20 protein-coding genes are annotated in these 26,949 nt (G+C 62.7%); 12 read left to right on the forward strand and 8 right to left on the reverse strand.

What is annotated here, in order from left to right; translation table 11 throughout:
- Positions 1-66: 66 nt before the first annotated feature.
- From ACFWZ1_RS09575 to ACFWZ1_RS09585, 3 genes are read right to left on the reverse strand one after another with little or no spacing between them, the layout of a single operon-like run.
- On the reverse strand, positions 67-600 hold the full coding sequence (locus tag ACFWZ1_RS09575; protein WP_439666244.1) for a 2'-5' RNA ligase family protein: 534 nt from the start codon (positions 598-600) through the stop codon (positions 67-69).
- A complete protein-coding gene (locus ACFWZ1_RS09580) occupies positions 569-862 on the reverse strand; it encodes a hypothetical protein (protein ID WP_439666245.1) in 294 nt (97 codons plus the stop codon). The genes ACFWZ1_RS09575 and ACFWZ1_RS09580 overlap by 32 nt, the downstream gene beginning before the upstream one ends.
- Positions 863-899: 37 nt before the next feature.
- The gene (locus tag ACFWZ1_RS09585; protein WP_439666246.1) at positions 900-1,868 is read right to left on the reverse strand and encodes an SOS response-associated peptidase family protein; all 969 of its coding nucleotides are present in this window, start codon (positions 1,866-1,868) and stop codon (positions 900-902) included.
- Positions 1,869-2,073: 205 nt separating this feature from the next.
- On the opposite strand from ACFWZ1_RS09585, the gene ACFWZ1_RS09590 reads away from it, so the two are divergent.
- From ACFWZ1_RS09590 to ACFWZ1_RS09605, 4 genes are all read left to right on the forward strand, one after another.
- The gene (locus tag ACFWZ1_RS09590; RefSeq protein ID WP_439666247.1) at positions 2,074-4,443 is read left to right on the forward strand and encodes a DEAD/DEAH box helicase; all 2,370 of its coding nucleotides are present in this window, start codon (positions 2,074-2,076) and stop codon (positions 4,441-4,443) included.
- Entirely contained in the window at positions 4,440-5,297 is an 858-nt protein-coding gene (locus ACFWZ1_RS09595) for a ribonuclease H-like domain-containing protein (protein WP_439666248.1), read from the forward strand. Before ACFWZ1_RS09590 ends, ACFWZ1_RS09595 begins: the two co-directional genes overlap by 4 nt.
- A 545-nt stretch (positions 5,298-5,842) precedes the next feature.
- Entirely contained in the window at positions 5,843-6,808 is a 966-nt protein-coding gene (locus tag ACFWZ1_RS09600; protein WP_439666249.1) for a hypothetical protein, read from the forward strand.
- A 491-nt stretch (positions 6,809-7,299) separates the two neighbouring features.
- A complete protein-coding gene (locus ACFWZ1_RS09605; RefSeq protein ID WP_439666250.1) occupies positions 7,300-7,875 on the forward strand; it encodes a hypothetical protein in 576 nt (191 codons plus the stop codon).
- Positions 7,876-7,946: 71 nt separating this feature from the next.
- On the opposite strand, the gene ACFWZ1_RS09610 is transcribed toward ACFWZ1_RS09605, so the two are convergent.
- Together ACFWZ1_RS09610 and ACFWZ1_RS09615 are read right to left on the reverse strand one after the other, a co-directional pair.
- Positions 7,947-9,152, reverse strand: a complete 1,206-nt coding sequence (locus ACFWZ1_RS09610) for a hypothetical protein (protein WP_439666251.1) — start codon at positions 9,150-9,152, stop codon at positions 7,947-7,949.
- A gap of 16 nt (positions 9,153-9,168) precedes the next feature.
- On the reverse strand, positions 9,169-9,372 hold the full coding sequence (locus tag ACFWZ1_RS09615) for a hypothetical protein (protein ID WP_439666252.1): 204 nt from the start codon (positions 9,370-9,372) through the stop codon (positions 9,169-9,171).
- Between the two features lie 137 nt (positions 9,373-9,509).
- Between ACFWZ1_RS09615 and ACFWZ1_RS09620 the strand changes: the two genes are divergently transcribed.
- The 5 genes from ACFWZ1_RS09620 (at position 9,510) to ACFWZ1_RS09640 (ending at position 14,332) form a co-directional block, all read left to right on the forward strand.
- Complete coding sequence (locus ACFWZ1_RS09620) at positions 9,510-9,842, forward strand: hypothetical protein (RefSeq protein WP_439666253.1); 333 nt, start codon at positions 9,510-9,512, stop codon at positions 9,840-9,842.
- Positions 9,843-10,034: 192 nt separating this feature from the next.
- Entirely contained in the window at positions 10,035-11,420 is a 1,386-nt protein-coding gene (locus ACFWZ1_RS09625; protein WP_439666254.1) for a DUF3987 domain-containing protein, read from the forward strand.
- Positions 11,421-11,808: 388 nt separating this feature from the next.
- Complete coding sequence (locus ACFWZ1_RS09630; RefSeq protein WP_439666255.1) at positions 11,809-12,765, forward strand: DUF932 domain-containing protein; 957 nt, start codon at positions 11,809-11,811, stop codon at positions 12,763-12,765.
- Positions 12,766-12,860: 95 nt separating this feature from the next.
- Entirely contained in the window at positions 12,861-13,271 is a 411-nt protein-coding gene (locus ACFWZ1_RS09635) for a JAB domain-containing protein (RefSeq protein ID WP_439666256.1), read from the forward strand.
- An 86-nt stretch (positions 13,272-13,357) separates the two neighbouring features.
- Positions 13,358-14,332, forward strand: coding sequence for a YqaJ viral recombinase family protein (locus ACFWZ1_RS09640; protein WP_439666257.1), 975 nt, complete (start codon positions 13,358-13,360; stop codon positions 14,330-14,332).
- 83 nt (positions 14,333-14,415) lie between these two features.
- Here the strand turns inward: ACFWZ1_RS09640 and ACFWZ1_RS09645 are convergent, their stop codons facing one another.
- Positions 14,416-14,763, reverse strand: coding sequence for a helix-turn-helix domain-containing protein (locus tag ACFWZ1_RS09645; RefSeq protein WP_439666258.1), 348 nt, complete (start codon positions 14,761-14,763; stop codon positions 14,416-14,418).
- A 295-nt stretch (positions 14,764-15,058) separates the two neighbouring features.
- On the opposite strand from ACFWZ1_RS09645, the gene ACFWZ1_RS09650 reads away from it, so the two are divergent.
- The 3 genes from ACFWZ1_RS09650 (at position 15,059) to ACFWZ1_RS09660 (ending at position 17,259) form a co-directional block, all read left to right on the forward strand.
- On the forward strand, positions 15,059-15,616 hold the full coding sequence (locus tag ACFWZ1_RS09650; RefSeq protein ID WP_439666259.1) for a DUF4339 domain-containing protein: 558 nt from the start codon (positions 15,059-15,061) through the stop codon (positions 15,614-15,616).
- Positions 15,617-15,736: 120 nt separating this feature from the next.
- A complete protein-coding gene (locus ACFWZ1_RS09655) occupies positions 15,737-16,159 on the forward strand; it encodes a hypothetical protein (protein ID WP_439666260.1) in 423 nt (140 codons plus the stop codon).
- A gap of 212 nt (positions 16,160-16,371) precedes the next feature.
- A complete protein-coding gene (locus tag ACFWZ1_RS09660; protein ID WP_439666261.1) occupies positions 16,372-17,259 on the forward strand; it encodes a recombination directionality factor in 888 nt (295 codons plus the stop codon).
- Between the two features lie 188 nt (positions 17,260-17,447).
- Here the strand turns inward: ACFWZ1_RS09660 and ACFWZ1_RS09665 are convergent, their stop codons facing one another.
- Together ACFWZ1_RS09665 and ACFWZ1_RS09670 are read right to left on the reverse strand one after the other, a co-directional pair.
- Positions 17,448-23,579, reverse strand: a complete 6,132-nt coding sequence (locus ACFWZ1_RS09665; protein ID WP_439666262.1) for a DEAD/DEAH box helicase — start codon at positions 23,577-23,579, stop codon at positions 17,448-17,450.
- The gene (locus tag ACFWZ1_RS09670) at positions 23,576-26,935 is read right to left on the reverse strand and encodes an STY4851/ECs_5259 family protein (protein ID WP_439666263.1); all 3,360 of its coding nucleotides are present in this window, start codon (positions 26,933-26,935) and stop codon (positions 23,576-23,578) included. Before ACFWZ1_RS09670 ends, ACFWZ1_RS09665 begins: the two co-directional genes overlap by 4 nt.
- Between the last annotated feature and the right edge of the window lie 14 nt (positions 26,936-26,949).

Below are 26,949 nucleotides of genomic sequence, written 5' to 3' on the forward strand. Positions count from 1 at the left end.
CACCGTCTCTCCATCGCAAGGCCGGATGGCATGAAGGTGCATGGTCCCTGGCGGGACCGGGTTCCCTCAACCAATGCGAGGCGGGCCGAGCGGCAAGTCCAGTTGCACTTGCCATGGGCCGCCACATGTTCGCTCTAGCAGCATGACCATCTTGCACGTCGCGTGAATTGCACCATCACCGCTGCCGGCCAGAGCTGCTCCAAGCGCTTCCATGACCTCTGTGCGGTCTTTCCGTACTTGGCGTGCCACCGACAGATGCGGCGCATACCGTGGGAACGGGTCCTCCGGCAGTCGCCGCTCGAACGCCTGATCCACCGCGGCGCGGAGGGCGGCAAACGGTGAGACCGGCTCCGGGTCGAGGAACACCGTCGATGGGAAATTGGAAACGCGCGCAAGCGTGTAGTGAAAGCTGGGCACCGAGGCGATCGCGTCCACCAACATCTCCCGATCGCGTGTACTCAGCGCCCTGAGCGGGAGGAACGGGTAGCGAAGGGTGATGTGCGCGCCGAGCCCGCGCTGCACTGACGGATCCCAGCGCTCGCGCAAGTGCCCGACAACGGCGTCGGCTTCAGGCGCCAGTACCGCCAGGAACGCCGCCATGCACGTGCACCTCGCGATAGGCCGACAGCGCGGCGGCTTCATCGAACTCGCCGGGACCGTAGAAGCCCGCCACATCACAAAACTCGGCAAAGGCCTGTTCGCACGCTTTGCAGCCGCACTCTCCTGCGCAGCGGCTCGGGCACCCATTCGTGCAGGTGCAGGGCAACTCTCGGTCCGGAGCAGCCTCAATCTGCCCCGGGTCGGGGAAGTACCCGTGCGTGTACGGATAGCGGCGGCGGCCTTCGGCGGTGGGTTCGTTCATGGCTCGATTTTACGCCGTCTACCCAAACACCGGCAGGCTAAGCCGCGAGCCGGTGCTGGTAGTACGGCCGCGCTCGATCATCCAGGATGGCGTACAGCGCCTCGCGCGGCGCCACTGCCGGATTCAGCCACGCATCGACGTGCTCGGGCTTGATGGGGACGATGCAGCGGTCGTGGCCTGCGGCCGCGACTTCGGGCGGGGGTTCGTCCGTAATGGCGGCAAAGGTGAAGAGATCGGAGCCGTTGTCCGCCCCCTTGGACACGTTCCACAGGCAGGCCACCAGCATGTCCTGAGGCGGCTGAGGGTCGAAGGCGAGCACTGCGTTCTCCTCCTTTTCGCCCGGCGCCAACTCTCTGCCCTCCCGCCGGTGGCGCGCCACGTTCTCATAGAAGCGGGTGATCACCAGGATGCCGTGGCGGTAACCGAAGAGCTGGCCCCAAGATTCCTCCAGCTTGTCGCGCCTGGCGTTGTAGGTGCCGGGATACTTGCGCTCCACGGCGGCAGTCCAGCCGGGCATGCGGCATTGGTAGCGCATGGGTACCACGAACCTTTGTCCATCGCGCTCGATCAGCACCGGCGCATACGAGCCTGGGAAGATGCGGGCGTCGTCGTCGACCAGGTCGCGTCGCTGGAGTGCAGCCAGGTTGGCCTCTGTCGCCGCGATCTTATTGTTCGCGATTCGTTTGTCCTCAGCCGCCTTCTTGGTCGGCTTTGGGCCAGCCAGCACGGCCTCTGCCTTGGTCAGACGCTCCCGCTGGGCCACCAGGTCCTCCCGATAGCGCTGCTCCAACTCGCGATCCCCTTCCGCCACCAGTTTGGCGAGTTCAAAGCCGGCTTCGCTGTCCGGATGCCGGAAGCTCTCGCGCAAGGCCTTCGGGATCTTCGTCCACGTGCCGTCCCGGCGGCGTTCCCAGAAGAGTTCGGTGAAGCGTTGCAGACTGATCGTTGCGCCAAAGTGGCGAACGTAGCGGACATAGTCGGCCTTTATCTGGGCGGAGTAACACATGGCGGAGGCTCCGGCGCGGGAGAACCAGCATACCGACCGCATGTCGAAGGCGCGCGGACAACGGCATCCTGGCTGAGCTTCATGCACCAGAGAGCCTGACAGTCTCACCTGGCGAGACGCTCTGCCCATGTACTGCCGCCAACGAACACAGGCGGCTCCTCCATTGAACGCTCTTCCCGACCGATATCAAGCCTCTGATGATCTCATGCTACCCGGCCCCAGCGACGGCCGCGCGCTCGCCCAGCGCCTTTCCAAACGGTACGCCGAACGCATCACCGGTGCCTTCGTTGTTCCGGGCCGCGAGGGCTCATTCGAACCCTTACCCGCGGATCTACCGCCAGCACTCGCGACGGCCCTGCGCTCGCGTGGCATCGATGCGCTCTACAGCCACCAGGCCGAGGCCTGGGCCGCCGCGCAACGTGGCGAACAGGTAGCGATCGTGACCCCGACGGCCTCGGGCAAGTCGCTCTGCTACACCCTGCCGGTCATCAGTGCTGCCATGCAGCAGGGAGCGAAGGCGCTGTACCTTTTTCCGACCAAGGCTCTGGCGCAGGACCAGGTCGCCGAGCTACTGGAGCTCAACAAGGCCGGCGAGCTTGGGGTCAAGGCGTTCACCTTCGACGGCGATACGCCCGGCGATGCCCGCCAGGCGATCCGTCTTCACGGCGATATCGTGGTGAGCAACCCGGACATGCTGCACCAGGCCATCCTGCCGCATCACACCAAATGGGCGCAGTTCTTCGAGAACCTCCGCTACATCGTGATCGACGAGGTGCATACGTACCGCGGCGTGTTCGGCTCGCACGTGGCCAACGTGATTCGCCGGCTCAAGCGCGTGTGCGCGTTCTACGGCGTCACCCCACAGTTCATCCTGTGCTCGGCGACCATTGGCAACCCCAGGGAGCACGCCGAGGCGCTGATCGAGCACCCGATCACCGCCATCACACAGAGCGGCGCGCCCTCGAGCGACAAGCACGTGCTGCTGTGGAATCCGCCCGTGGTCAACCCGGACCTTGGCCTGCGCGCGTCGGCACGCTCGCAGACAAACCGGATCGCCCGGCTGGCCATCAAGGCCGGCATGAAGACTCTCGTGTTCGCGCAGAGCCGCACTATGGTCGAGGTGCTGACCAAGTACCTGAAGGACGTCTTCGATCACGATCCACGCAAACCTCCACGTATCCGTGCCTATCGCGGCGGCTACCTGCCGACCGAGCGGCGCGCCGCCGAGCGTGAGATGCGCGCAGGTAGCATCGACGGCATCGTGAGTACCTCGGCGCTTGAGCTGGGCGTGGACATTGGCAGCCTCGATGTCGTGGTACTCAACGGCTACCCGGGGTCCATGGCTGCGACCTGGCAGCGCTTTGGCCGGGCGGGCCGCCGCCAGCAGCCGGCGCTGGGCGTGCTGGTGGCCAGTAGCGATCCGCTGGACCAGTACCTGGTGCGCCATCCGGAGTTCTTCGAGGGCGCCCCACCCGAGCACGCGCGCATCGCGGCGGACCAGCCGCTGATCCTGCTCGACCATATCCGCTGCGCCGCGTTCGAGCTGCCGTTCGTGGGCGCCGAGGAGTTCGGACCGGGTGCGGCCACGCCCTGGCTGGAAGTGCTCGGTGAGGAGGGCGTGCTCCACCGCGAATGCGACCGCTGGGAATGGATCGCTGACAGTTATCCGGCCAACGCGGTCTCGCTGCGCAGCGTGGCCGATGGCAACTTCGTGGTGGTCGACCGCACCGGCGGCAAGCAGACCATCATCGCCGAGGTCGACTTCACCGCTGTGCCGGTGACGCTCTACGAAGGGGCGATCCACATGATCCAGTCGATGCCCTACCAGGTCGAACGGTTCGACTGGGAGGGCCGCAAGGCGTTCGTGACGCGCACCCAGGTGGACTACTACACCGACGCCATCGACTACACCAAGCTCAAGGTCCTCGACTGCTTCGGCAGCTCCAGCGCGGGGCGCGGCGAGGCCCACCACGGCGAGGTGCACGTGGTCCGGCGCGTGGCGGGCTACAAGAAGATCCGCTACTACACCCACGAAAACATCGGCTACGGCCCGGTCAACCTGCCCGACCAGGAGCTGCACACCACCGCCGTCTGGTGGCAGCTAGCCCAGCGCGAGCTCGAGCAGGCCTTCGATGGTCGACAGCAGGCGCTGGACGGTTTCCTCGGGGCCACCTATGCGCTGCACATCGTCGCCACCGTGGCGGTGATGGCTGAGTCTCGCGATTTGCAGAAGTCGGTGGGCAGCGCAGACGGGGCGTGGTTCGTCGCCTCGGACATCGCGGGCCGTGGCCAGCTGCGCGGGATGGACGGACAGCCCACGGCGCTGGCGCCCGATGCGCCCTTCACCCCGACGGTTTATCTCTACGACGCCTTCCCCGGCGGCGTGGGCCTGAGCGCGCCGTTGTTCGAGCGGCGCGAGGACCTTGTCCGCCTGGCTTTGACGCTGGTCGAGCGCTGCGAATGTGCGGCCGGCTGCCCGGCCTGCGTCGGACCGATCCTGGCCGCAGACGAGGCAGCCGCGGACACGCCCAAGGCCCTGGCCTTGCGAGTCCTGGGCCTGCTGGTGGCTCTGTGAGCGCGCTTGCCGATCGGCTGCGCCAACTGCGGACGCAATCCGGACTATCGGTCCCAGCAGCTCCGACGTCGCCGCCGAAACCCGCCCTGCCGGCCGATGTGCTGCGCCTGATCTACGGCCGTTCGCGGATGCAGCGCGCGGCGCCACGCGCGACCTCTTCGGATCGCATGGTGCCGGGCAAAGAGATCGCCGACGGGCTGTTCCTCACCGAAGCGGTGGTTGACTGGCTGCCGCCACCGCCCGTGCTCGACACGGCGTTCGCCCGCTGGAGCGAGGCGGTCGCCAGCGGCCGGCTGCTGCATTTCGATACGGAAACCACCGGGCTGGCCGGCGGTACCGGCACCCGCGCCTTCATGATCGGCGCGGCCCATTGGGAGCCGGACGGCCGCTTCCGCATCCGCCAGCTGACGATCACCACCATGGCGGCCGAGACCGCGATGCTGCAGACCTTCGCCGGCTGGCTGCGCGAGGACACCGTACTCGTCAGCTACAACGGCAAGAGCTACGACGCGCCGCTGCTCGCAACTCGCTACCGACTGGCGCGGTTGCCCAACCCACTCACGGGCCTCGGCCATCTCGACCTGCTCCACCCGGTCCGCCGGCGCTGGAAAGGCGTCTGGGACAACTGCCGCCTCGCGACCGCCGAGCGGCAGCTTCTGGGCGTGGTGCGCGACGACGACCTTCCGGGGTCGGAAGCGCCCGCGGCTTGGCTGACATTCCTGCGAGGCGGGCCGGCCACGAACCTACGTCGCGTGGCTCACCACAATGCGCAGGACCTTCGTAGCTTAGCCGGCGTGCTCCTGCGGGTTTCGACGCTCGGCGCGAATCCGCCGGTCGCAGGAGAGGTTGCGTAATTCAGCATATCTGCTACCGGCTAAAAGCGATTTGCGCATGTAGAAGCTGCTGGCGTTTGGTTGCAACGCTTCGCCGAAAGCTGCCAGGAGGGAATCCATGACTGAAGTGTGCGAGTCGAACAGGGCGCGCAACCTGTGCGAAGGCCTGTCAACACCGTGGCAGCTTTTCGTCGCCGCTGATTGGTCACGAAGTCGGCGTGCGCATTGACGTGCGGCCAAGATGCCGCCGAGCAACTTGGTCATCCCGTCTCCACGGAAGCGTGCGTAGAGGTCTTGAAGGGCTCGAAGTCGTCCAGTTCCACGTAAGCTGTCACGAACAGCACCGGGCTCCTCAGCAAGCGACCGAAATGCTCCGGGACGGGATGCCCCAGGCTGCAAGGTCGAAAATCCTCGTCGACCTGAGCCAGTCAGCGATAAAGTGGCGAAACCTCATCATGAACCGGTTGTCGTTGCGCTGCGACCCATTATTCGTAGTAAGGGTGCCGCATATCGTCACGGTTACTAATGTCTTGGACCATCCTGTTTTCTAACAACTTCGGCATTCCATGAAACTTTACGCCCCGCTCAATTCATTTGCCAACCGGCGTGTAGATGACATGCCACGCGTTCCTACGACCCTGCGCAACTCTACGCGAGATTCGGGAAAGTACGAGAGCGCCGGCCTCCCCGACCTTGATCGGCTCCTTGAGCGAACGCTTGAGGACATCGAACGGGCGCACGTGATTCGGGATCGAGGATCCCAGGACTTCAACAAGCTCTGGAACAAGGTGTGCAAGGGACTGGAGCATCAAAAGAATGCAACGTCCTTCGAGCATTGGAAGAGCGCATCACTTGCGAAAAAACCGATCCAGGCAATGGAGGAGCTTCGGAAAAAGGCAGCCGCTCTTTGGGTTGAACGCATATCGATTGATCGTCAAAAGGATCCGGCCCTAGGGGTAGAGTGCGATAATGCCTTCGAAGCCGCAGAGCGCGAATGCGAGAATTTTGAAGCAAAAATCAAGTTTGAGATCGACGACATTGTTGAGGTCGCAATAGCCTACTGGATTGAGGCAACCAATGCGAGGAAAGACCACGACGACCTACGCTGTCTACATGCCCTGATTGAGTGCTGGAGGAATATCGGAAAAACCCTTTCAGCCAGGACAGAAAGCGAAGCCAAGAGCGATGCGGGTGGAAAGCAAGGCAAGGCACTTAGGGATGCCGTCGCGACCATGGTAACCAACGAGCTCAACGCTCTTGAGGTGACCAAAAAAATGACGGATCCAATCCATCTCTTGGGTATCGTGGTGGAAAATATTCAGCGCGACCCTCGCCAGGCAGCGGTCTTAGCACGCTACAACGCGCAAGCAACTTCAGGCAAAAAGACTACCAATAAGCCGGAACATCGGATCCTCGACACGTTAATCAAGTGGGTTACTGCCAAGAAGCCGATGTACCCTGAGCTTGTGACCGCGTTCGAACGGGCACATCACCAGGCCCATCACGCCAAGAATCCTCTACGACACAAGTAAGACCTTGTCAAGCCAATAGCCGGCAATCGCGTCGGCAAGCGTGTTGCACCTCCTGAGACTCCGCCGGACAGCGACGCAATTGGGTGCCGCTGTACAACGGAGAAACGACCCATGTCACATACGGTTACTTCAGGCGGCGCTGACGCGCCGCACGATGATGTTTTGGCCCTTCAGCACGTGTCGGATGCAAATCCGGTAGTTCAACAAAACGCCCGGACGCCTGTGTGGAGCCCTGATCGCTCTCTGGTTCCTGAGCCGCGCAACCTCCCAGCAACCGGTTACGTTCGTCTTCGCGATATCATCGGCAAACAGGCCACCGCACGCTCACCGGCAATCCCGCCGGTCATCCCCGTCAGCAGCTCGACCTGGTGGGCTGGGGTCCGGAGCGGCCGCTTCCCCCCGCCGAGTCGTGCACTGGGCCCACGAATTGCTGCATGGCGTGTCGAGAGCATCCGGGCGCTGATTGAGCAAACCCCGATCAAGGGGGGGGCATGAGCATGCTTGATGCGGTGAATGAGGAGCATCTTGCCTCGAAAGAGGCCTGCCACGGTGGGGCTTTCGGCGTCACCGCAGCAGTTGAGTCGAACTCCGTAGATCCACATGGCCTGTGCATCAGCGCACCCGCAGTTTTCGCGATGTACAAGACCGCCACCGAACTTTTTCCGGGCCTTCTGAACCGACGTTTGGGTGAGGAGGCGGTGATTCAGCGTCTGGGCAAGCTCCCACCCCATTCGCCCTTCAAGTACGGCTATGTCGTCCGCCAAGCCTTCAAGTTCATCAATCCGCGAGGGCATGGCGCAAACAGCGCGCGGTTTAACCATGAAACGCTGAGTTGGTTCAGGCAGACGTTCCCCGGAGACGCCCACCTGACCGCCGGATTGAGCTTGATCATTTGCGCGGCCAAGTGGTGGACGCTCGAACAGGGTCAGCGGTCGATCCAGCCGCGCGTGAACCCGTTGACCACGGCTGATCTGGACGAGAAGCTGAAGGCCTTCGGGTTCCTTTGCGGGGAGCGGCAGGCAATCCTCCGACTTTTCCGCCGTCGTGCCCACGCTGTGAAGTGGTAGACCGGGCCACCAAGCTCCCAGCGCCAGGAGCCGCTCGTGCAAAACGAGCGGCTCCTTTTTTTTGGCAGCAGTCAGACCCTCTGAGGCGTCCTCCTGGAGCCCTTCCTTGCCGAGCGCTGCTCAGCTTTCCACCCGAGCAGGATGCCTTCGGCAAGCGCCACGTCGTCCCCATTCTTCCGAGGCGCTCCACGCCGCTTCCCATCCAGCGGCACCGGGGGGACCTGGCCCTTGCGCAGGGACTTCCCCAAGGATTTGGGCAGCAGGAATTCCATGTCTGTCTTCGTGACGTACTTCAGCGCCTCGAGGACCCCTCGCAGCGCGTTCCCGTCCAGGTAATGGACGTGACCGATGCAGTTGAAGGGGTACTCGTCCTTTCGAAGATAGCAGTTGAAGCCTGACGCAAACTGCGGCGACCCCACACACTCGTGGATCCAGTACATCCTGAGCTGCTCAGCCAACTTGTACGACTGGAAGTGCTTGTCTCCGTCAAGGATGACCATGACGTGCAGATGGATACCGCGGTCGTAGCCGTTCTCAAGCTTGATGATGTAACCAAGAACATCAGGGACGATACGGTCTTCGCCGAGGTTACGAGCGAGCTTGCGCAAGGCCCGCTTGATCTTGCCTTCCTTGGCGGCCTCCTTCGCCTCGGCCTCGACGTACAGATCAACACGAAGCACCAAGGGGCGAGCATGCACCCGGAGGATAGCCAGGACGTATTTGCAGCACTCCTCGAGGTTATCCGAACGCTGGCGAGTCAGTCGCTGGATCCGACTGATTACCTTAGGTGAGCAACCAACACGCCGGATGACCTTCACCACGTGGGTCAGAATGCGCCTCGGGTATTCCTCGTTGACCAGCAGCTCATCGCTGGTGTTCTTGAAGTACCGCAACTTCGGTTCCCACTTCCGTGCCATGCGCATGCCGAGAGCAAGGTGCGGATGCATCTCACGCTCGCGACCCCACGCCTTCGGCGCAAGGCCAATGCCCCGCATGGCGTGCCACAGTCGACGCGCTTCCCGGGACAAGGCATAGCGGACAACGCCCCCCATCTCCTGGCGCTTGATTGGCACAGTTGTCGTCTCCGCGACCTGCCTTACCGCCTTCTTCAGCATACGCAAGTGATCCTTGGCGCGCCGATTCGCATCCACTTCATAGACATGGGCGACCCTCCCTATGTCGTCGTAATAGTCGCGCGGATTCAGGAGGCCCGAGGACACCAGGTTATGAAACCGCTCCCTACGTATGCACTCTTGCTCAATATCCATCAAATTCATTCCACTCCATCCGTGATCACATCATCGGATCCTTTGTCGTCGTTAATGTACCCACCCGCAACGCCGCCGATTCAACCAAACTACCTTTGATCACTAATCGATTACCAAATAGGTTGATTGATCTAAAAAGAATACGAACCGGAAACAAAAAAGCCTCCCGACTCACATGCTTAGCAAGTAAGCGTCCGATTGCACCAGCAATTCGGCGCATCTCGTTCAACAAAAAAAGCCATGTTGAGATAGCGCCAGAAAACACCGACAACCCGTCGAGTTGAAGCCCGATGGATCGGCCGCCGCACCCGGTATGTCGGGGAGCGACCCGTAAGTGATATCACTAAGCAACGCTTGGCACCGCAGATGAATATCGGCAGTTTGGAAGCGCCTGGATTGACGGCTCACCGCTTTACAAAGCGCATCAATGATTTGCCGCCGAAGCTACCGCTCCTAAAGTCAGCCAAGCGGGTCAGCGGTGGCACCGCGGCTAGGGATACGCTTTTGCAATATGGGCGACACGAATTTTTTTTCGCCCTCCACGTGGACCTGTGCGTTCTCAAGGCCTCGCGCCAACTGCCCACGAAAAAAAAGAAAATCGACGTTATGTTCGGGACTGCTGGAGCAGCGGGAAGCCTTGCGGGTAACACGACTTTTTTGCTGTCTAAGCCATTGTCCCACCGCCGGATTCCTGACTAGACACAGGAAATGTGGTCATTCCCGGGGGAGCGAGATCCGTTCCCATGTGGGATCGTCGAGGCCTCCGGTGACCCACGCGACCTTTGCAGAGACGGCGAGCACAGCCGCGTGCCGGCATCCAACACTCGAGGCCCATCGCCAACCGCCCCGCCCAGGCTGGGCGTTGCTGCGAACAGGCCCATGGAGGCGTAGGTGTACCCCAACCCCAACATGACCGATCCGAACTTCGAATTGATTAAAAATCTGCCACCCAATATCGCCAGCGCCATTCTGGAGGTACACAACAAAACGGGGGCCCCCATCGAGATCGTCATCCTCGTGGCAATTTCCGCGATGTCGACGTCCTTGCACGGTTTCGCGCTCCGCCCCCCGGGTGGTGGCTGGATGCCACTCGCCTTGTACTGCTTTGGCGTTGGCCCGCCGGTATGCGGCAAGTCTTCCGCGATGCGGGAGTTCTACGCGCCCATTCGCAACTTCGACCAGGCGCTCGACGAGCGTCGCGCCCTAAATACCGAGCGGCGCAGTCATCCGGCCTTCCGTGATGTCCTCCAGATGGATGTCACGGGGTCGTCCTTAATTGAGGCACTCGAGGGCAGAGGCCTCGGCTTGACGATCGCGGACGACGACTGCTTCGATCTGCTGAAGAGCGATGTCATGAAGCGCCGAGGGAAGCTCAACCGCTTCTTTGACGGCTCCATCAAGGAGTCGCTCATTCGCCGTGATCATGACCGCCTTGTTGCCTACTATCCTTCGGTGGGCATCTGTGGCTTGGTCCAGCCCGACATCTACCAGGACTACCAGCTCGCGACGCGCAACAGCGATCGCAAGTCCGGCCTGGCGTCCAGGATTCTTTTCGCTCACACATTGCAGGGACGTGGCACCCAGGTGCCAAACATGGCAACACCGGCTCTCGACGAGTTCCACCGTCTTGCCGTCTGGTTCTTGGAGCAACGTCTTCAACGCCTGCTGGCTGGGCAGACGGACCGGGTAATGCTGTCCCTGTCCCAGGAAGCGCAGGCATGCTGGGTACACCTGAAACAGGACATCGAGGCGCGCGCAGCCTCCGGCTTCCATGCTTATCAGGACTCAGCCGGCCGCGCCACCGAGAAGACCTGGCGGATCGCGGCGATCTTGCACTGCTACCAGTCCTTCCCTGTCCCGACAACTGCTAGCGATCCCCTCCCTCCCTTCCCACCGATCCCTGCCCAAACCGTCCGCCAGGCGTGGGCGATTGTCGAGTGGTCCCTTGGACAGTTTTCGAAGGTCTTTCCGCCCCCCATGCCCAAGCCACCCAAGCCATCGAGGGTCAAGGAGCGCCAGCTGGAGGAGGCGCGCAGTGCCAAGGGACACCTGTACAACCACTTGCGCATGAACGGTATCGAGACCATGCCGTGGAGTCTCGCCCAGCGGCTTTCGTGGTTGAGCGCGCACAAGTTCTCGACCGTGCTCGCCCACATGCAAAGCGGCGGCCAGGTGGAAATGCTGGGCGGCAGAGATCCCATTATTCGGTTCCTTCCGAAATTCTTCGTTGAAACGGGCATCGAACAATCACGCCACTGGGCAACAGCGTCACTTTAATTCGTGGCCCCATCGATGAGCCCACTACCCATCCGTTGAGCGCCATCTGGCTCTTCACGATGACAAGCCCGATCAAGCGGGGCGATATCTTCGTAAATGAAACTTTTTTGAAGCCTATATCACCTTCCGGAGCTGGGTAGATTCTCAGCATCGCGTGAGCGGCGTCCGCTTTGATGCCTGCTTTCAACGGAGATGTTTCATGCTTGCCGAAAAACCCAACCCGCTGACCTGCGTCCTGGTGGTCACCGCCGCGCTGCTGCTGGGCTTCGTCCGCTGCTCAGGGAACCTCACCAAGGTTCCCTGACCCGTCCACCGAACCGCCAGGACTCGCCGAAGGCCCGGGAAACCGGGCCTTCGGCGTTTCTGCCGCCTGAACGAGGAATTGCACATGCATCTGGTCGAATCGATCGCCTATCGAGGCGAGAAACCCTGGCACGGCCTGGGCACCCGGCTCGAAGCCGGCCAGCCCATCGAGGTCTGGAGGGCGCGCGCCGGCATGAATTGGTCCATCGAGGACGCCGACGTGCGCTACGTGGTGGGGAACCAGGGGCTGGGCGTCATCCAGTCCTTTCCGAGCCACAGGGTGCTGTACCGCTCGGATACCAAGGCGCCGCTGGCGGTGGTCTCCAAGCGCTTCCAGGTCGTCCAGCCGGGCGAGATCCTGGAGTTCTACCGCGACCTGACCGAGGTTGGCGGGTTCGAGCTGGAGACCGCCGGCGTGCTGCGCGAAGGTCGCAAGTTCTGGGCGCTGGCCCGCACGGGCCACAACGTGACGTTGCGCGGCAAGGACAAGGTGGAAGGATACCTGCTGCTGGCCACGGCCTGCGATGGCACGCTGGCCACCACGGCGCAGTTCACCAGCGTCCGTGTGGTCTGCAACAACACGTTGCAGATCGCGCTGGGCAAGGGCCAGGGGGTCATCAAGGTGCCACACCGCAGCCATTTCGATGCCGATGCGGTGAAACGCCAGCTCGGCATCACGGTGTCGTCCTGGGACGGCTTCGTCGCCCGGATGAAAGCGCTGGTCGACAAGCCGGTTGACCCAGACTGGGCCGAGGGCCTGCTACGCCGAGCGTTGACCTATCCGGGACAGGACGGGCGAACTGCCGTCGTGAACGAGCAGGCCGTCACTGCGGTGCGGGCGTTGTACGAAGGCGGTGGCCGGGGTGCCCAGATGGCTTCCAGCCGCGGAACGGCCTGGGGCCTGCTCAACAGCGTGACCGAGTTCGTCGACCACCACCGGCGAGCCCGTACGGACGATCACCGCCGGGATGCCGCCTGGTTCGGCCAGGGCGCCCAGATCAAACAGCGGGCGTGGGATGAACTGATGAAGCTGGTGGCCTGATGCGTGCGCTCTCCACACAACGGCCCGGGGAGCCGGCGGGGTCGGCAACACGCCGGCCATCCCGTGCCAGCGAGGACTGGGCCATCGAGCGGGCCTTGCGCATCCTCGAGGGCCGGGCCGCAACCTCCGGTGAGCTGTTGAGCGATCCGCAAACCTGCGGGCACTTCTTTCGCCTACGGTTGGGTAGTGAGATGCGCGAGCACTTCGAGGTCGCGTTCCTCGACAACCAGCACCGGCTGATTTCGGCCGAACGCCTGTTCTCCGGTTCCATCCAGGCCACAGAGGTACATCCCCGGGTCGTCGTGCAGCGCGCCCTCGCTTTGAACGCGGCGGCCGTCTTGCTGGCCCACAACCACCCCAGCGGGCAAGCAGAGCCGTCGACCGCCGACCGGTCGCTGACGTTTCGGCTGCGGGAGGCGTTGTCCCTGGTCGATGTGCGGGTGTTGGATCACTTCGTGGTCACCGCCCAGCAAGCAGTTTCAATGGCGACCCGCGGCTTGATGTAGAGCGAGTGCGCCGACCAGCGGCATCCGACGAGGCAATCGACATAGCGCCCGACCATGAGGCCGGGCGTTTCTTTTTGGGAGATCACATGAAGAAGCAAGCAGCATTACGGCTGGTCGACACGCGCACCCTTGATCGACGTCAGTGGCTGGAGGTGCGTCGTGGCGGCATCGGTAGCTCCGACGCCGCGGCGGCCGTGGGCCTCAATCCTTACAAGAGTCCGCTGGCGCTGTGGATGGACAAGACCGGGCGCAGCCCACCTGAAGAGGCCAGTGCCCAGGCCATGGACGATCCCCGCTATTGGGGCACCCTTCTGGAGCCCTATGTGGCCGCGGCTTACCAGGCCAAGACCCAGCGCAAGGTGCGCAGGGTCAATGCGGTCCTGCAGCACCCCACATTCCCCTTCATGCTCGCGAACCTGGACCGGGAAATCGTAGGCAATCCGGACGTGCAGATTCTGGAATGCAAGACCGCCGGCGAATTCGGGGCGCGGCTGTGGAAGGACGGAGTGCCTGACTACGTGCAGCTGCAAGTTCAGCATCAGCTGGCCGTCACCGGCAAGCAGGCGGCGGACGTGGCGGTATTGCTGTGCGGGCAGCAGCTGACCATTCACCGGATCGAGCGGGACAACGATCTTATCGCCCGCCTGATCATCCTGGAGACGCGGTTCTGGGAGCACGTGGAATCCGACACGCCACCACCGGCAGATGGGAGTGCCTCGGCCGCCCAGGCCCTGCGTCAACTGTACCCAGGCAACGACACCAGCCTGGACTTCACCGGGGATCCCGCACTAAATACAGTCTTCGAATCTTTGGTGGAGCTCAAGGGCGAGCTCAACGCAACGGAAGGGCGTGCCGAGCAGCTCAAGCAGACGATCCAGGAAGCAATGGGCGACGCCAGCAAGGCGCGTTTTGCCAGCGGCGAGGTGACGTTCAAGCGCGCTAAGGATGGAGCCACCGTCGATCTCAAAAGGCTCGCCGCCGAGCACCCGGGAATTGCCGCGCAATATGTGGTCACCCGACCCGGCACACGACGGTTTGTCCTGACGCCTCATAAAGCATGAACGACCTGGTCGCGGCTCAGTGGGCGCGCTATAGGCGCCAGGCTTCGGGGTGATCAGGATGCGAGTACGCTCCGGCATATTCCTCAAGGAGCTTTCGCGCCCTTGCTGTCGCGCTTTTCGCCCATCTGCTTGGCCAGTGCAACCAGCTTGGCGCGATCCGCATTTGATAGCTTGGCGAAGGCGAGCAGCAACTCGGCCTGGTCGTCTTTCTCGGCAAACAGATAGGCCAGCGGCACGTCCAGTGCCTCGGCAAGCGCCGCCGCTGTGTCCATGTCCGCGCGATTGACGCCCTGCTCGTAGCGGTTGATTCGGACGCTTCCGTTGCTCTTGCTCTCGGACACAAGGCCTCCAAGCGCGCGCTGGGATAGACCACGCATTTCGCGCGCGGCCTTCAGACGTGTCGCAAAGATGGATCCGATGGGCTTGGACAAGGGGCGGCAGGGCTTGGTCTGGCGGCCCCAGCATTGCGCAAGCTTGCATCGTGCGACAGACTATACCGCAACAGTATATATCGCACGACGAAGCAGGCCTCACGCGGCCTGAAGCAGCCAGGGGGCACGCCTTGCGTCGCATACATGAACGGCATGTTGCCGTTGCAGCCGATTGTCTGCCGCTGACTCTTCCATCTTGTGCCGATGGCTATGGCTACGCCTTGGCTCCTCTCACCGTGTGTCCGGCACCTAACGCCTCTCAACCTCTCGAACACCTCGCGCCAAAGGAGTGCAGATGGACGCATCAACCACCGAAACGGTGAGCTGGTTCTACGAAACGGATGGACAACGCAAGGGGCCAGTTTCCGAAGAAGGCATGCTCGCTTTGATCAAACAGGGCATCGTCACCTACGGCACGCTGATCTGGAAGGCCGGGTTTCCCGAGTGGCTGAAGGCCGAGGACAGCGAGCTGCGAAGCCATCTGGAGCGCGTGGCACCGCCCCCGATCACGGGCAAGCACATTGGCAACGGCGTAGTGTGGACGCTCGCCTTCGCCCCGCTCATCGGCTACGTTCTCGAAAGCGCCTTCGCCTACGCCGTCAATAGCAGCGACAGCGCGGCGGATGCCGCCATGAGCGACTCGAAGTACTGGTTCATCACGCTCGCGCTGAACGTCGGTCTCTCGTATTTCGATGAAGGCAGGCTCAATCGTGCCGGCTATGACACCGGGAAATTCAAGGCCCTGGCCTGGCTTGTGCCGGTGTACCTGTACAAGCGTGCCAAGGCCCTGAATCAGAGCCTCGGCTACTTCATCGTCTGGATGGCCTGCTTCGTCCTCACGCTGCTCACCTGACTGCTGCCTCGCGATGCGCGGCCTGCGCATCCGCTCCCCTTCCTTCCTGATGCCCCTCTAGGCACCAACCCATGACGCTTGCGCACATGGGACGACTCTGTTGTGACATGGAGAATGACGATGGCTGAATTTTTCACCGGGCTGAGCAAGATCCTGACGATCGTTGGCTGGTTCTTTTTCGGTTTCGGTATTGCCAACCGGATCCGGCTGCGCAAGAAGAAGATCACCCCCACCAAGCGCCAGTTGTGGCAGTGGTGGTTCCTGATGGTGGGAGCCTGGGTGCTGGGCGGGATCTGCTTGCTGATTGGCAACCACATGGCCACCAACTATGCGCAGGCCGAAAATACGGCGCCCGCTTACAAGACCCTTGCCGACCTGGACGCCGCCATGAGCGAGCCATCCAGTAATGATGCAGACCAATGCGTCGGTCATTGGACCGATGCCTACCGCAAAGAAGTGGGCGAAGATGCCGTGGTCACGCAGGATCAGCTTGACGAGTGGAACAGCTGGTGCAAGGAAAGAAAGCACGCCCCAGGCTTCTGAAGGGCCGGCAGCCACCAGACTGTCTCCAGCGCTAGTCAAACCAAGAGCCCGGCATGCCGGGCTCTTGGCGTTTCTGCTACCTACAAACCTGCAGGCAGGCTGCACCGATCGGAAGGCCGACGCCGAGCCTCTCGAAACACCGGAATGCGGCGGTCGCGCCCTCCCCTCGCGCAGCAGGTATTTGATTTCCGAAACCCACGAGGAAAACAATCATGCTCAAGGGCTTGGCTATCACCCCGCCCGTCATCGGGCGCATTTCCATCGGCCGCGTGGTCGAACGCAACGGCAAGCGGCTGCCCGAAAAGGACGACCAGTTCACCCTCACCACCCAAGTGCAGACCCGCGATGGCTGGGTGCTTCATCCGCTGGACGAAGATCTGCGCAAGGCCGCCGGGGGAAAGTTGCGGTCGATTCCCGTGCGGATGCTGTTCAACGACCCGGCGCTCAACCTGCGCGCAAACTACTCGCTCTTCGACCGTACCAAGGGCCGGCCGATTTGCGTGGGCAACGGAGAGACGTGCCGGCGACGGGGAAAGGACGCGATCGAGCAACTGCCCTGCCCCGGAGCGGATGCCTGCGGCTTCGCGCAGGGTGATTGCAAGGCGTACGCCCGCCTGCATGCGCTGGTGAGCGATGGTGAGGGCGATGAGCTCGGCGGTTTCGTGCTTCGTACCACCTCCTACAACACCATTCGCACGCTCGCGGCCCGACTGGAGTACCTCCACGCGGCGTCCGGTGGGAACCTCGCCTGCCTGCCGCTGGAACTCAAGCTGCGGGGCAAGTCCACGGCCATGAGCTTCGGAGCACCGATCTACTATGTCGATTTGGTACCGCGTGCAGGGCTGTCGCTGGAACAGGCCATTGCGGATGCGCAGCAGGCTGCCGCGCGCCGCCATGAGGCGGGTTTCGATCAGGTGGCGTTGGATCAGGCGGCGCACCGCGGCTTCGCCAATGGTGCCTTCGAAGAACTTGAAGAGGATGGGTCAGCGGTGGTGGAGGAGTTTCTGTCCATCGGTGTTGCCGAGGGCACTTTCCAGGCACCGACAGGCAATCTACGCGAATGCTTGCACGCGAAGGTGGTGCGTAATGCGGCAACCTAGAGGGCGTGCAGCATTCAAAGCAGTTGGCGCTAGCAAGCTGTGGTATTGCTTTGTACAGGCCAGGGAAGAACTCACACGCAAATAATGCCCAGAGGCAACGGAAGCATAAAGCGAGGGGGGCTCAGGCCCCCCACGCCCTTCAATTTTGTCGCTCTTTTTTTTTAGAGTGCCGCGACAACTCGGCGCAGCTATTCGACCCACGCGGTGACCTTCGTTTTCTGCCTAGGGTATCTCGGCCGGATTCGCCCCTCCAGGCCCAGCGGCGGGTCGCAGGCCCAGTAATCTACGCCCTGGTCTAAGTGGAGAGTTAGCGTGCTACCGTCCCTGTAGCAAGCTTTGAGCAGACGTGCGTGCTCGACCTGCGGCTTGCTTCGAACCGTGCTTTCGATAGCGAAGTCAGGCCTCGCCTTGAACGCCTCCTTGATTGCGCGTTCCCGCGCTCGCTCGTCAGCGAAATCTCGGCCGCTTCCTTTATGGTCACAGCGTTCGAGTTCGGCAGTCCGGATACAGACTGGTACGGGTGCGTCCCCAGGAGGGGCGAGCATCTGGACGAATGCGGCCAAGACTGCGGGGGAATCGAAACTACGGAAATAGCGGTCGGAGTATTCGATCCGCTGCGGACGCTGCTCCAATCTCTCGCGCACACCCGGCAACGCTTTTTCCAGCTCGCTGGCCAGCCACTCGCCAAATCGACGTGCTGGGATCGGTCCATGTGCGCCGACTGTCACGTGACCGGCGTTTCCGCCACGTGGCGAGCGTTGCAACTGTGCAGGATCGACCGTTGCGTACAGGCTATCGAATGCCACGCTTCCCCGAACCACGACCCCACCAGTGCCCCAGTTTAAGCCTGGTCGGAGTGATGAGGCGTCCGGCCCGACAATCGCCCAGGCGCGCGTTAAACCATCACCGCCAACGTACTCCGCCAACGGGAAAACCAAGTCTGAGCGAGGCTCAGTCACTTCCACCGCGTCTACGAGGTCCGCCGCCAACCACGCGTTCAAGTCATCGCGTGCGGCAGGATCCATCGAGTCCAGCGACGTCATGAGCACGATATACACCGCTGCCGGGGCTACGACGTCGGCGGCATTCTGCAGAAGGACCTGACGCAATGGCCATACGCCAGCATCCCAACCTTGGTCCGCACGCACGAATACGCGCAGCGTTCCGCCGCCAGACATAAGCGCCCGCCCGATTGAGAGGCCAACCGGCGCCGTCTCGACGACGCTTGAGGCCCCGAAAACTTGCTGTTCCGCAGGAAGGGCGAAGCGATTTAGCAAGTCAGGAGCCAACAGCCGGATGACCTTGTGGCGGTCAAGTTTCTCGCCAACGTCCTTCGCATCGTGCGAGAGCATGCAGTGGGTACAGGCGCGTTCACAGCCCTTTGCACACCGTGCGAGCTCTGCCACGCGGCGCACCAACTGCGCGATGTCATCCAGGGCTTTGGTGGCGTACCCTGCCCCACCGGAGGCTCGATCGAATAACACGACTGAATAGCCCAGGTGGCAGCCATGCAACGCCCGCTGGGCCGCAAAGCCCAACTCATCCGGCTCGATACTCAGATGCTCGGCGGCGGCGTTGCGCAGCAGGAGCGCAAATGACACTGCAGTGGACTCATCCGCCAGGGGCAGCCCGGCCACGTCGACCAACTGGAGCTCAAGCACGTCACTGAGCTCGCGCGTGCCGAGGGCACCGACGCGCTTGATTGACCAGGGCCTATCCTCCGACTCGCACCATCCGCCACGCCGCAGGCGCAAGTGCCTCGCAGGGAGCGCGACGCTCGTGGGATCCGCGTGCGCCGATTCTGAACGCCCGCACTGTAGGCACACGTCGAACCCGGTGTAGTGTTCGCCGCGGGCGACGTAGAAGACCTCGCTCTCGGCAGCAGCGCGGACTCGCCCAACACCGCCCGGGAGCTCAGCCCAGGTCGCCGGCACGGCAAACGCAGGCGGCTCAAGCGGCCGGTATGCCGGAAGCGAGACTTCGTCACTGGGCTTGCACTCGATGCCTACCGCGAAGCCAGCTGGCTCCAAGTACTCAGTACGCTGGAGAGCGGCGCCATCCTCGCCACAACCGCGGCACGCGATCGGCCGGTGGCTTTCTTCTGAGACGGTACCGCAGCGGTTGCATCGCGCAAACCAGCGGAAGTTTTGTAGTGAGCGCCCGTCGTCCTCGGAGGCAGGGCGCTTCCAGTTGAGCGTCACCCCGCCAACGCGATATTTGGCGCCATTGACGACGATGTCGACCCCGGGTTGGTATTCGCGCAATGCGATTGCCATGGGCCGACTCAGGCTGCTGTCGCGCTTACTATCCCCCTCCCCCTCACGATGTTGGGCGTCAGGCAAAACGAGTTCGCGTACGTGAGTAGGGAAACCTCGCGTGGGCAGGAAACCTTTCGTCGCGAGCAACGAGAGCAACGGTTGATCACGCAGGTATTCCAGCCTAAGGCCAATTGCCTGGCGCGCCCGGCCGGTCGCCTCCTCCATCTCCTCAAGCAGCGGTACGTATTCAGCCCACCACGCGTCTAGTACGGCGCATAGGGCCTGGCCGCAAGCGTAGGCCAAGTCTTCCGCGGCACGGCCTGCAAGCGGGCTACCCTTTACGAGCGTCGCCAGGACTTCCTCTTCATTTCCCGCCAACGGATGCGTACGCAGTCGGTCCGCCAAGCGCATCGCTGGAGATGCCTCCTTGTCCTCTGGCGAGTTTGCCCGCGACCCATTTTCAAGCGCACCGAAGAAGAGCCCGGCGGACAGCTTGTCCCCGCGCGGGGTTCCCTTGAGGTTGAGAAAGTGACCAAGCAACCAGGCGTTCACATGCCGCTGCACGATCAGAGCACTTTCCAGGCTTACCCGGGGGACGCGAGTTACTTGTGAGAGATAAGCGCCTGGTTGGTCAAAAAGCGCCTGTGCGCGCGGCTCCGGCCGACAAAGCGTGTAGGCGAGAGCACGTGTCTCGCCTCGGCGGCCGGCGCGGCCGGCCCGCTGCAAGTAGTTCGCAGCAAGCGGCGGTGGATTGGTCATCGCGACCACAGATAGACCGCCGATGTCCACGCCCATTTCCATCGTCGTGGAGCAGCTGAGTACATTGAGCTCGCCCGCCTTAAACGCCTCGGTGAGCCGGTCCAGAGTTGCGCTCGTAATCTGAGCCGAGTGCTCTCGCACAGCGAAGAAGTCCGCACCCAGATACGCGAGGTCCAGGGCATCGTTCCAGACACCCGCGCGACGAAGGGCCTCCACTTCAGGCTGCGCACTAAGCCACGCTTTCCGGCGCTCCATCGGCCAGACCTGATGCCCCTCTCGCCAATGCGCGATTGGGATTTTCGGCAAGGCGACAGCTCGGGACCGCGAATGCTCGCCCCCCATATCTGGCAGGTAGGGGGTGACCTGGTTCAGTGTCGTGGACAACAAGCGATTGGTGACCGGACACAACCAGAGTCGATCGGGTTCGGCAATCTTGTGGTCTTGGAGCCGAAGGAAGTAACCATTGCCATCCGCGTGAAGCAGTGGTCGCACGCCACGGGCAAGCTGGCCAATGGCATCGTCAAACACAGCGTTGAGCAAAGCCAGCACGTCCGGATCGAGCGGATCGAGCTGATATGCCGCTATGACCAGGCGATGCAGGCGATGGCGGGGCAAACGTCCGGCTCGCAACGGGGCGGGCCAAAAAAGGGGGCGCATGCGCGGTCCCCATTCTCCAGAGCGAGGTCGGGGAACCTCCTCGCGGTGTCTGTAGAGGCGCTTGGCCATCAAGGGCGCGCCGATCCAGCGCGCGCTGTCATCGCTGATGTCGACAGCAGCGTTCTCACGAACGAGCATGTCCAAGATGATCGTGAGGAGATCTCGCCAGGTCTCATCCGAGCCCCCGAGGCCACGCCAGCTTTGCGGCGCGCGCAGCGCTGTGAGACCGTCGTAACGCAACTCTGCCACGCCTAGCGTCTCAAGCGAATTCATGCGCTTGGGGCGGCGGTAAAGCTCGCGGAGCAACAATTGGTCGGCAGCCTCGCGAGGGTGGCCGAAGAGCCTGGCAACCTCCCCGAAATAGCGCGCAATGTGCTCGAGCTCGACTCGTCCGGCAAGACGCGCAGTCATCTCCTTCCAGGTCATACAGCCGCTCTTGGGGGCGAACTTCGCCTCAAAAGCGGCCAGTTTCTCTGCTACTACGCGCCGCTGCGGCTCGTCGGTGGCTGTGGCCATCTGCTGCGCGAAACCAACCCTGGCCATCTCCAAGTAGTCCCGATCCACAGACGCCCCCGCGTCCAGACGGGCTTCCGCAAGCATGTGTGGAACGGCTGAGCGGATGAACTCACGCAAAGAACGGTCGTATAACCGAACCGCGCCCCGTGCCGTGCCCTGGCGGCTGTCGGTAAACGCCAGTAGCCGGCGACCTTGCATTAGCACCTCCGGACCGTCGCCTACATCGGGGTCCGGAGGTGCCGCACGCAACAGCTCCGGAATAACGGTCCCTAGGGTGAACGGCCCGGGCACGCGAACCTCGCGGCGCGCGCGCGTCGAGCGCCAGTCGCCTCCGCAAGCCGGGCAGATTGTAAGGTGAGTGCGCTCACCAACCGTCAGCTCGGTCTGCCAGTTATCCCCGTATGCCTCGCCGGTCCGGCAGTCGATCTGCATTGACTCCAGGACGTCTCCCCCAAGCTCAGAAGGCTGAGGCAACACTACGTAAGCGGTTTGCACTGCTGGTGTCGACGTAGTCTCCAGTTCGGCGTCGTTGCTGTCCTCGACGGGATCGCCTCCATCCATGTCACAAAGAAACTCGTCCTCACGTGACGCATCGCCCGCCAGATACATGCGACCGTCGCGCGCGACCGCCGTTGCGTCCAACGACTCGGCGCCACAGTGCACGCACAGGCGTAACGGCAACACGACCGATTCGCAGTGCATGCAGGCACGGTGTTCCTTGAAGAAGACCGGGCCGAAAGCCCAGCGCTCGTCCAGTTCTTGCTCCGCCCGGCCAGGGCAGTCGCGATTGAGGCAGGCCCAAGCACCCTCGACGGTTTGCTGCATGACGTGGGCACGCAGCGGCAAGAATCGCGCATCCTGCCCCTCCGGTAACATGCCTTCGCCGGCGACACCGGAGCTGGCCACATCCACCCACCGTGCGGCATCCGCCAAACCAACGCCCAGCCGTGATGCGATCTCTGACAGGCTACGTGGTCGACTTCCAAGAACGGCACGCAATTCAAGGGCACGCCGACAACCCGCGAGCCGCTCGAAGAGCCTGGCCCCGTCCTGCTCGGCTTCCAGCTCATCGAGGGATGGTTCCTGGCCACCATGGCGGCTGTCGCTCAATGTCGGGATCTGGCGACGCCCCCTAACCACCGACACGCGCTCGATCGAGGTACCCGACAAGTCAGCCAGGAAGCGACGCAATGCCTCGTCCGAAGCTGGCGAGTCATCCCCAATGGTTGCCGACGTAGCGATGATTTGGACTTGATCCGGTTTGACACCAAATCCCTGCATCGTTCGCCGCAGCTGTAGTGCCAGTTCCGCCGCCTGTGTGCCCATGTACGAGTGAGCTTCATCGATCACAATCCAGCGCAATTTGCCGTGCGACGCATTGAGTATCGGGGCGTCCTCGTGGCGAACGAGCATGTATTCCAGCATCGTCGTGTTGGTGATCAGCAGCTGCGGCGGGTTGCGGCGTAGCTCTTTGCGATCAGGCACCTCAGCCGCCGAGTAATTCGCGCGGATCCGCTGTGGCAACTCATCCTCTAGCCGTCCGTTGTACAGACAAAAACGGATGCGACCACCATACGGCTCAGTCCATGCGGCCAAGCGCTCCCGCTGGCTACGGATGAGCGCATTGAGCGGATAAATAAAGAGGGCGCGCACCCCAGCACCCGGGTGATCATCGAGACTGCGCGACAAATCGCTAAGGATGGGAAACAAGAACGCTTCGGTCTTGCCCGAGCCGGTACCACTTGAGACCAGGACGCTCTTGCGCTCCTCGAGCGCAGCACGCCACGCCGCCAACTGGTGGGCAAAAGGCTGGCGCGTCGCCGGAAACGCGTATTCAGCCGCATAGCGGGGCGCCGGATCACCGATCGCATCTATGAATCGAGCGTCAAGTAGACCTTCTTGCGCCAGCTGCCCAAGCGTGACCGGAGCCTGCTCCCACCCGAACATCGCTTCAAAGGCAGGGTCAGCGGTGATGCCTGGGGCGCTTCCTGCGGGCGCAGAGAACACCCTATGCATTAGCGCGCGTAGGGAATCGTTGGCGGGACGCAGCATGCTCACCGCGGCGTCAGCCACACGGGCCGGGAGCGCCTCCAGCAAAGGGGCGACCTTCAAGTAGTTGTTGGTTTTCATGCGCAGGCGAGCTGGATTCGAGAGAGGGCGAACAACGAGTCGAAGAGGCCCCGGTCAAAGCGACGGGCGAGCACGAGTTCCCGGCGCAAATCGGGACCAACCGCGCCGGCATCGGGAGCAAGGGCGCATACAACCGGCGCAATGAGATAAGGCAGGCGATCTGGGTCGCATGCCCTTGGCAATGCAGCGGGAAGCAAGCGCTGCACAACGCTGGCCTGCTCAGCCAGGGCACTGAGCGGAGACAACCGCGCGCCCCCGTCTTCCGCTGTGGCGAGGCATTGGTTCCACTGTTCGAATTCGTGGGCGTAGCGCGATGCGGCCTGCGCACCTAGCGCGACCCTTTGGGGCTGCGTGAGACGTTGGCTAACAACAGCGTTCTGCAGCACGCTTGCAAATGCGCCACGATCGGCATCGGAGAGGTGGAGGCTTTCCGTGCAGGCGGTGACCACACTGTCGAACACTGCTGGGTCCACCGCGTGGCTGTTGTTCACTCCCAGCATGGCCTTCGCCCACCAGGTTGACAGCCCCTGCCACGTACGAACCGGCACCAGATGCCACCACAACGCAGATTCGTCCGCCCGCTGTACCAGCGCATCAGAGGAGCCGGCACCAGAGTAAGCGATCAACCGGACCATGGCCTCGGGCGCATCGACCAGCGCTTTCACGATGTCCAAGTATGGCCCTGGCACATCGCGAAAGCGCCGCAGCCAGCTGTTGAGAAAAGCAAGATCGACGTCATTGGCCGGCTTGAGCGGCTCTTCGGCGACTGCGAGCAGGCGCTCGCGAAGCATGCGGATGCGCTCGTCAACAGATTGATCGACCTGGAGAATGGAAGCGAGCGAATGCTCCTCCGGTTTGCCTGGCTCTTCGCCAAACAACACAGCCATGGGCCGGATCGAGGGCAAGTTGGCCGAGACCAGCGCCCATCCTGGCTCAAAGACGCCGGGCAATTGCCAGTCCCCAGGCAGATCTGGATCACGCGAAAGAACCGCCAAGGCATCTGAAGAGAAGTGACGGACCACGAGCTCAAGCTTGTCGACCGCGCGCACCCCCAGCACTGTTATGCGGTCGCCTTGGCGCCGTAATCGAGCCGGCGCAATCTCCAACACGCTTGTACTGCCCCGGTCGAACAATTCCAAGCGGAGCGACTCGTCCATGAGCTCACGGCTCGTTTGAAGGTCACGAAGATCGTCCGATATCCACGACAAGGGCAAGCTAAACCCGTCGGCGTGTTCCAGTTCGCACGCTACCGGCATAGTGCGGTTACCGCCCCAGCTAACATGCACCAGCCGACCCGCATGGCGGGCGATGAACGCCTCGTAGCGGCCGATTTCGTCAAGGGCTGCCCTCGGCGGTGCCACTGATCCCGTGACCAATTCACGAAAGCCGGAAGTTCGTGCGTGCGAGCGCAGCTCTATGGTCGCCACCGAAGCCGGGGCGTTCTTCGGTGGTCGCACCATGACGGTAGCCTTGGCGGGCTGGCCTGGGTTGGCCTCAGCCGCCACATACCACTGGCCAGTTAGGTCTGGGGCCTGTCGTGGGCTGGGCGGCTTGCCTGCGGCAAACCAGCCCGGCGCCAGAGTCAGACGAAACTCGTTGCCCGGCTGAAGACGCAACTCAAACTGCGCGGGCAAGACGAGCGCTTTCCGACGAGCCACCACCTTCTCGCCGACGCGCGCCCGATACACCACTAGCCCTATCGCGTCCCGAAGCGTCGGGGACCACTGACTGCCATGGCTTGATCTCCATTCAACAACGGTCCCCGGATCAGCCTCCCGTAGTTGCGCAGTTGGTGCACCGGCGAACACCGCTGGAGCGTCAGGCGAGCGCAACGACAGCAGTGCGCCCCGCAGATCGATAGCAACCGTGTCGGCAGTGTCGCCGGTTCGGATGACAAAAGACTCACCGCCGCACCGCACTTCAGTGCGTCCCGCCACCTCTACCAGCTGCCGGCGTCCCGAATGGAGTCCAATGAACCCTCGGTCCACGGCATCACCCTCGACGCTGGATCCCTCTGGAATGCACAGCAGCACGCTTTCGTCTCGGGCGCGGGCATCACCCTGCGCAAGAAAACGCCAATCCTCGCTCGGCATGCCAGGAATAGGTGCGTCACGCCTGACGAATACCCAGGGCATTTCGTGATCGAGCGCATCACCGTCCCGCACGGGCAACGTGCTTAGGTAACCCGCCCCCGTGGCAGCGAGTCCAATTGCGATGTTTGGACTATCGAACGGCGCAGGAATTCGTAGCTGTGAGTCCACCGGCCGGGGCCGAACGGCATACCTGCCGCTAGGCTGCCGGGATAGAGAGGCCAGCTGTCGTACCGCTACGCCGTCAGCCGTCACGCCCAGTCTGAGTACCGCGGGAACCTCGCTACCCGGAAGCTCGAGGGAGTCGGGCAAGGGCGCTAAGAAGGTCATGGCACGCCACATTCCAGCTTCGAAGTGCAGCTTGCGAATGCAAACCGCGCTGTCCAGCGTCCCGGTGTTGCGTGCCTCCCGAGCGGTAAGCAGCAACTCCTCGACGAGCTGTTTTGCTTCGTGCGAATCCAGTCGCAGCGGCAATCGACTTTCCCAGCCAGGGACTCCTTCCAAATACTCCGAAAGCGGTTCGAAACTAGGGTCATGGCCCCTTGCCAGCAGTGAAAGCTGCCCAGTCAACTCGACGCACAAGCGCTCGAAATCTTGCGATTGGCGGTAGCCCCGTGGCAGCCGAGACACGGGAATCTCGAGGGCGGCTCGGTGTTGCGCCGCCGCTTCACCATTACGAACATGCTCCGCAATCAGCCGCTTCAGTAGCGCGCGCAGTGCGCTCTGGCCCTCGACAAAGGCCACTGGAAACCCGCCATTGACAACGAGGGTCTCCAGGAACTGGCGACGCATACCGTCGCCCCTGATCACTTGTAGCTTCCAAAAATTCAGGGCTTGAAACAGCAGAGGACCAAAGCGCAATCCCCCTGCCCGACGAAGCGCCACAATGGCGGGCCCGCAGTGATCCCAGGACCAAGGACCTTCACGGTAGGAGCGCCGGAAACGCTCTGCCGCCACCAAGGGAACGAGTCGCATTCTCTGCTCAAGTGGATAGAGAGCGTCAGCCAAGAATGCTTCCAAGGCCGCCAGGTCGGCGGGATCGCATTCGTATCGGTAAAGCGCTCTTCCGTCGGGCCCAGCTGGTAGACCCCGCGCCTGCAACATCCTGTCGAGTACCGCAGCCGGCCCCCGAACCGCCGTCCTATCAATCACAACCATGTCGCGCCCCCTAGTGCCTGTTTCTATCACATCGGTAAGCCGAACGTGAGGATTCGGCGCTGGGGCCTCGCGTTCGCTCGCCGCGGAGCCGTGTCTCGGGCTGTTCATCGCCCGGTTGGCGC

The sequence above is a fragment of the Frateuria sp. GZRe14 genome, from assembly GCF_051900395.1.
Taxonomy (GTDB): domain Bacteria; phylum Pseudomonadota; class Gammaproteobacteria; order Xanthomonadales; family Rhodanobacteraceae; genus Frateuria_A; species Frateuria_A edaphi.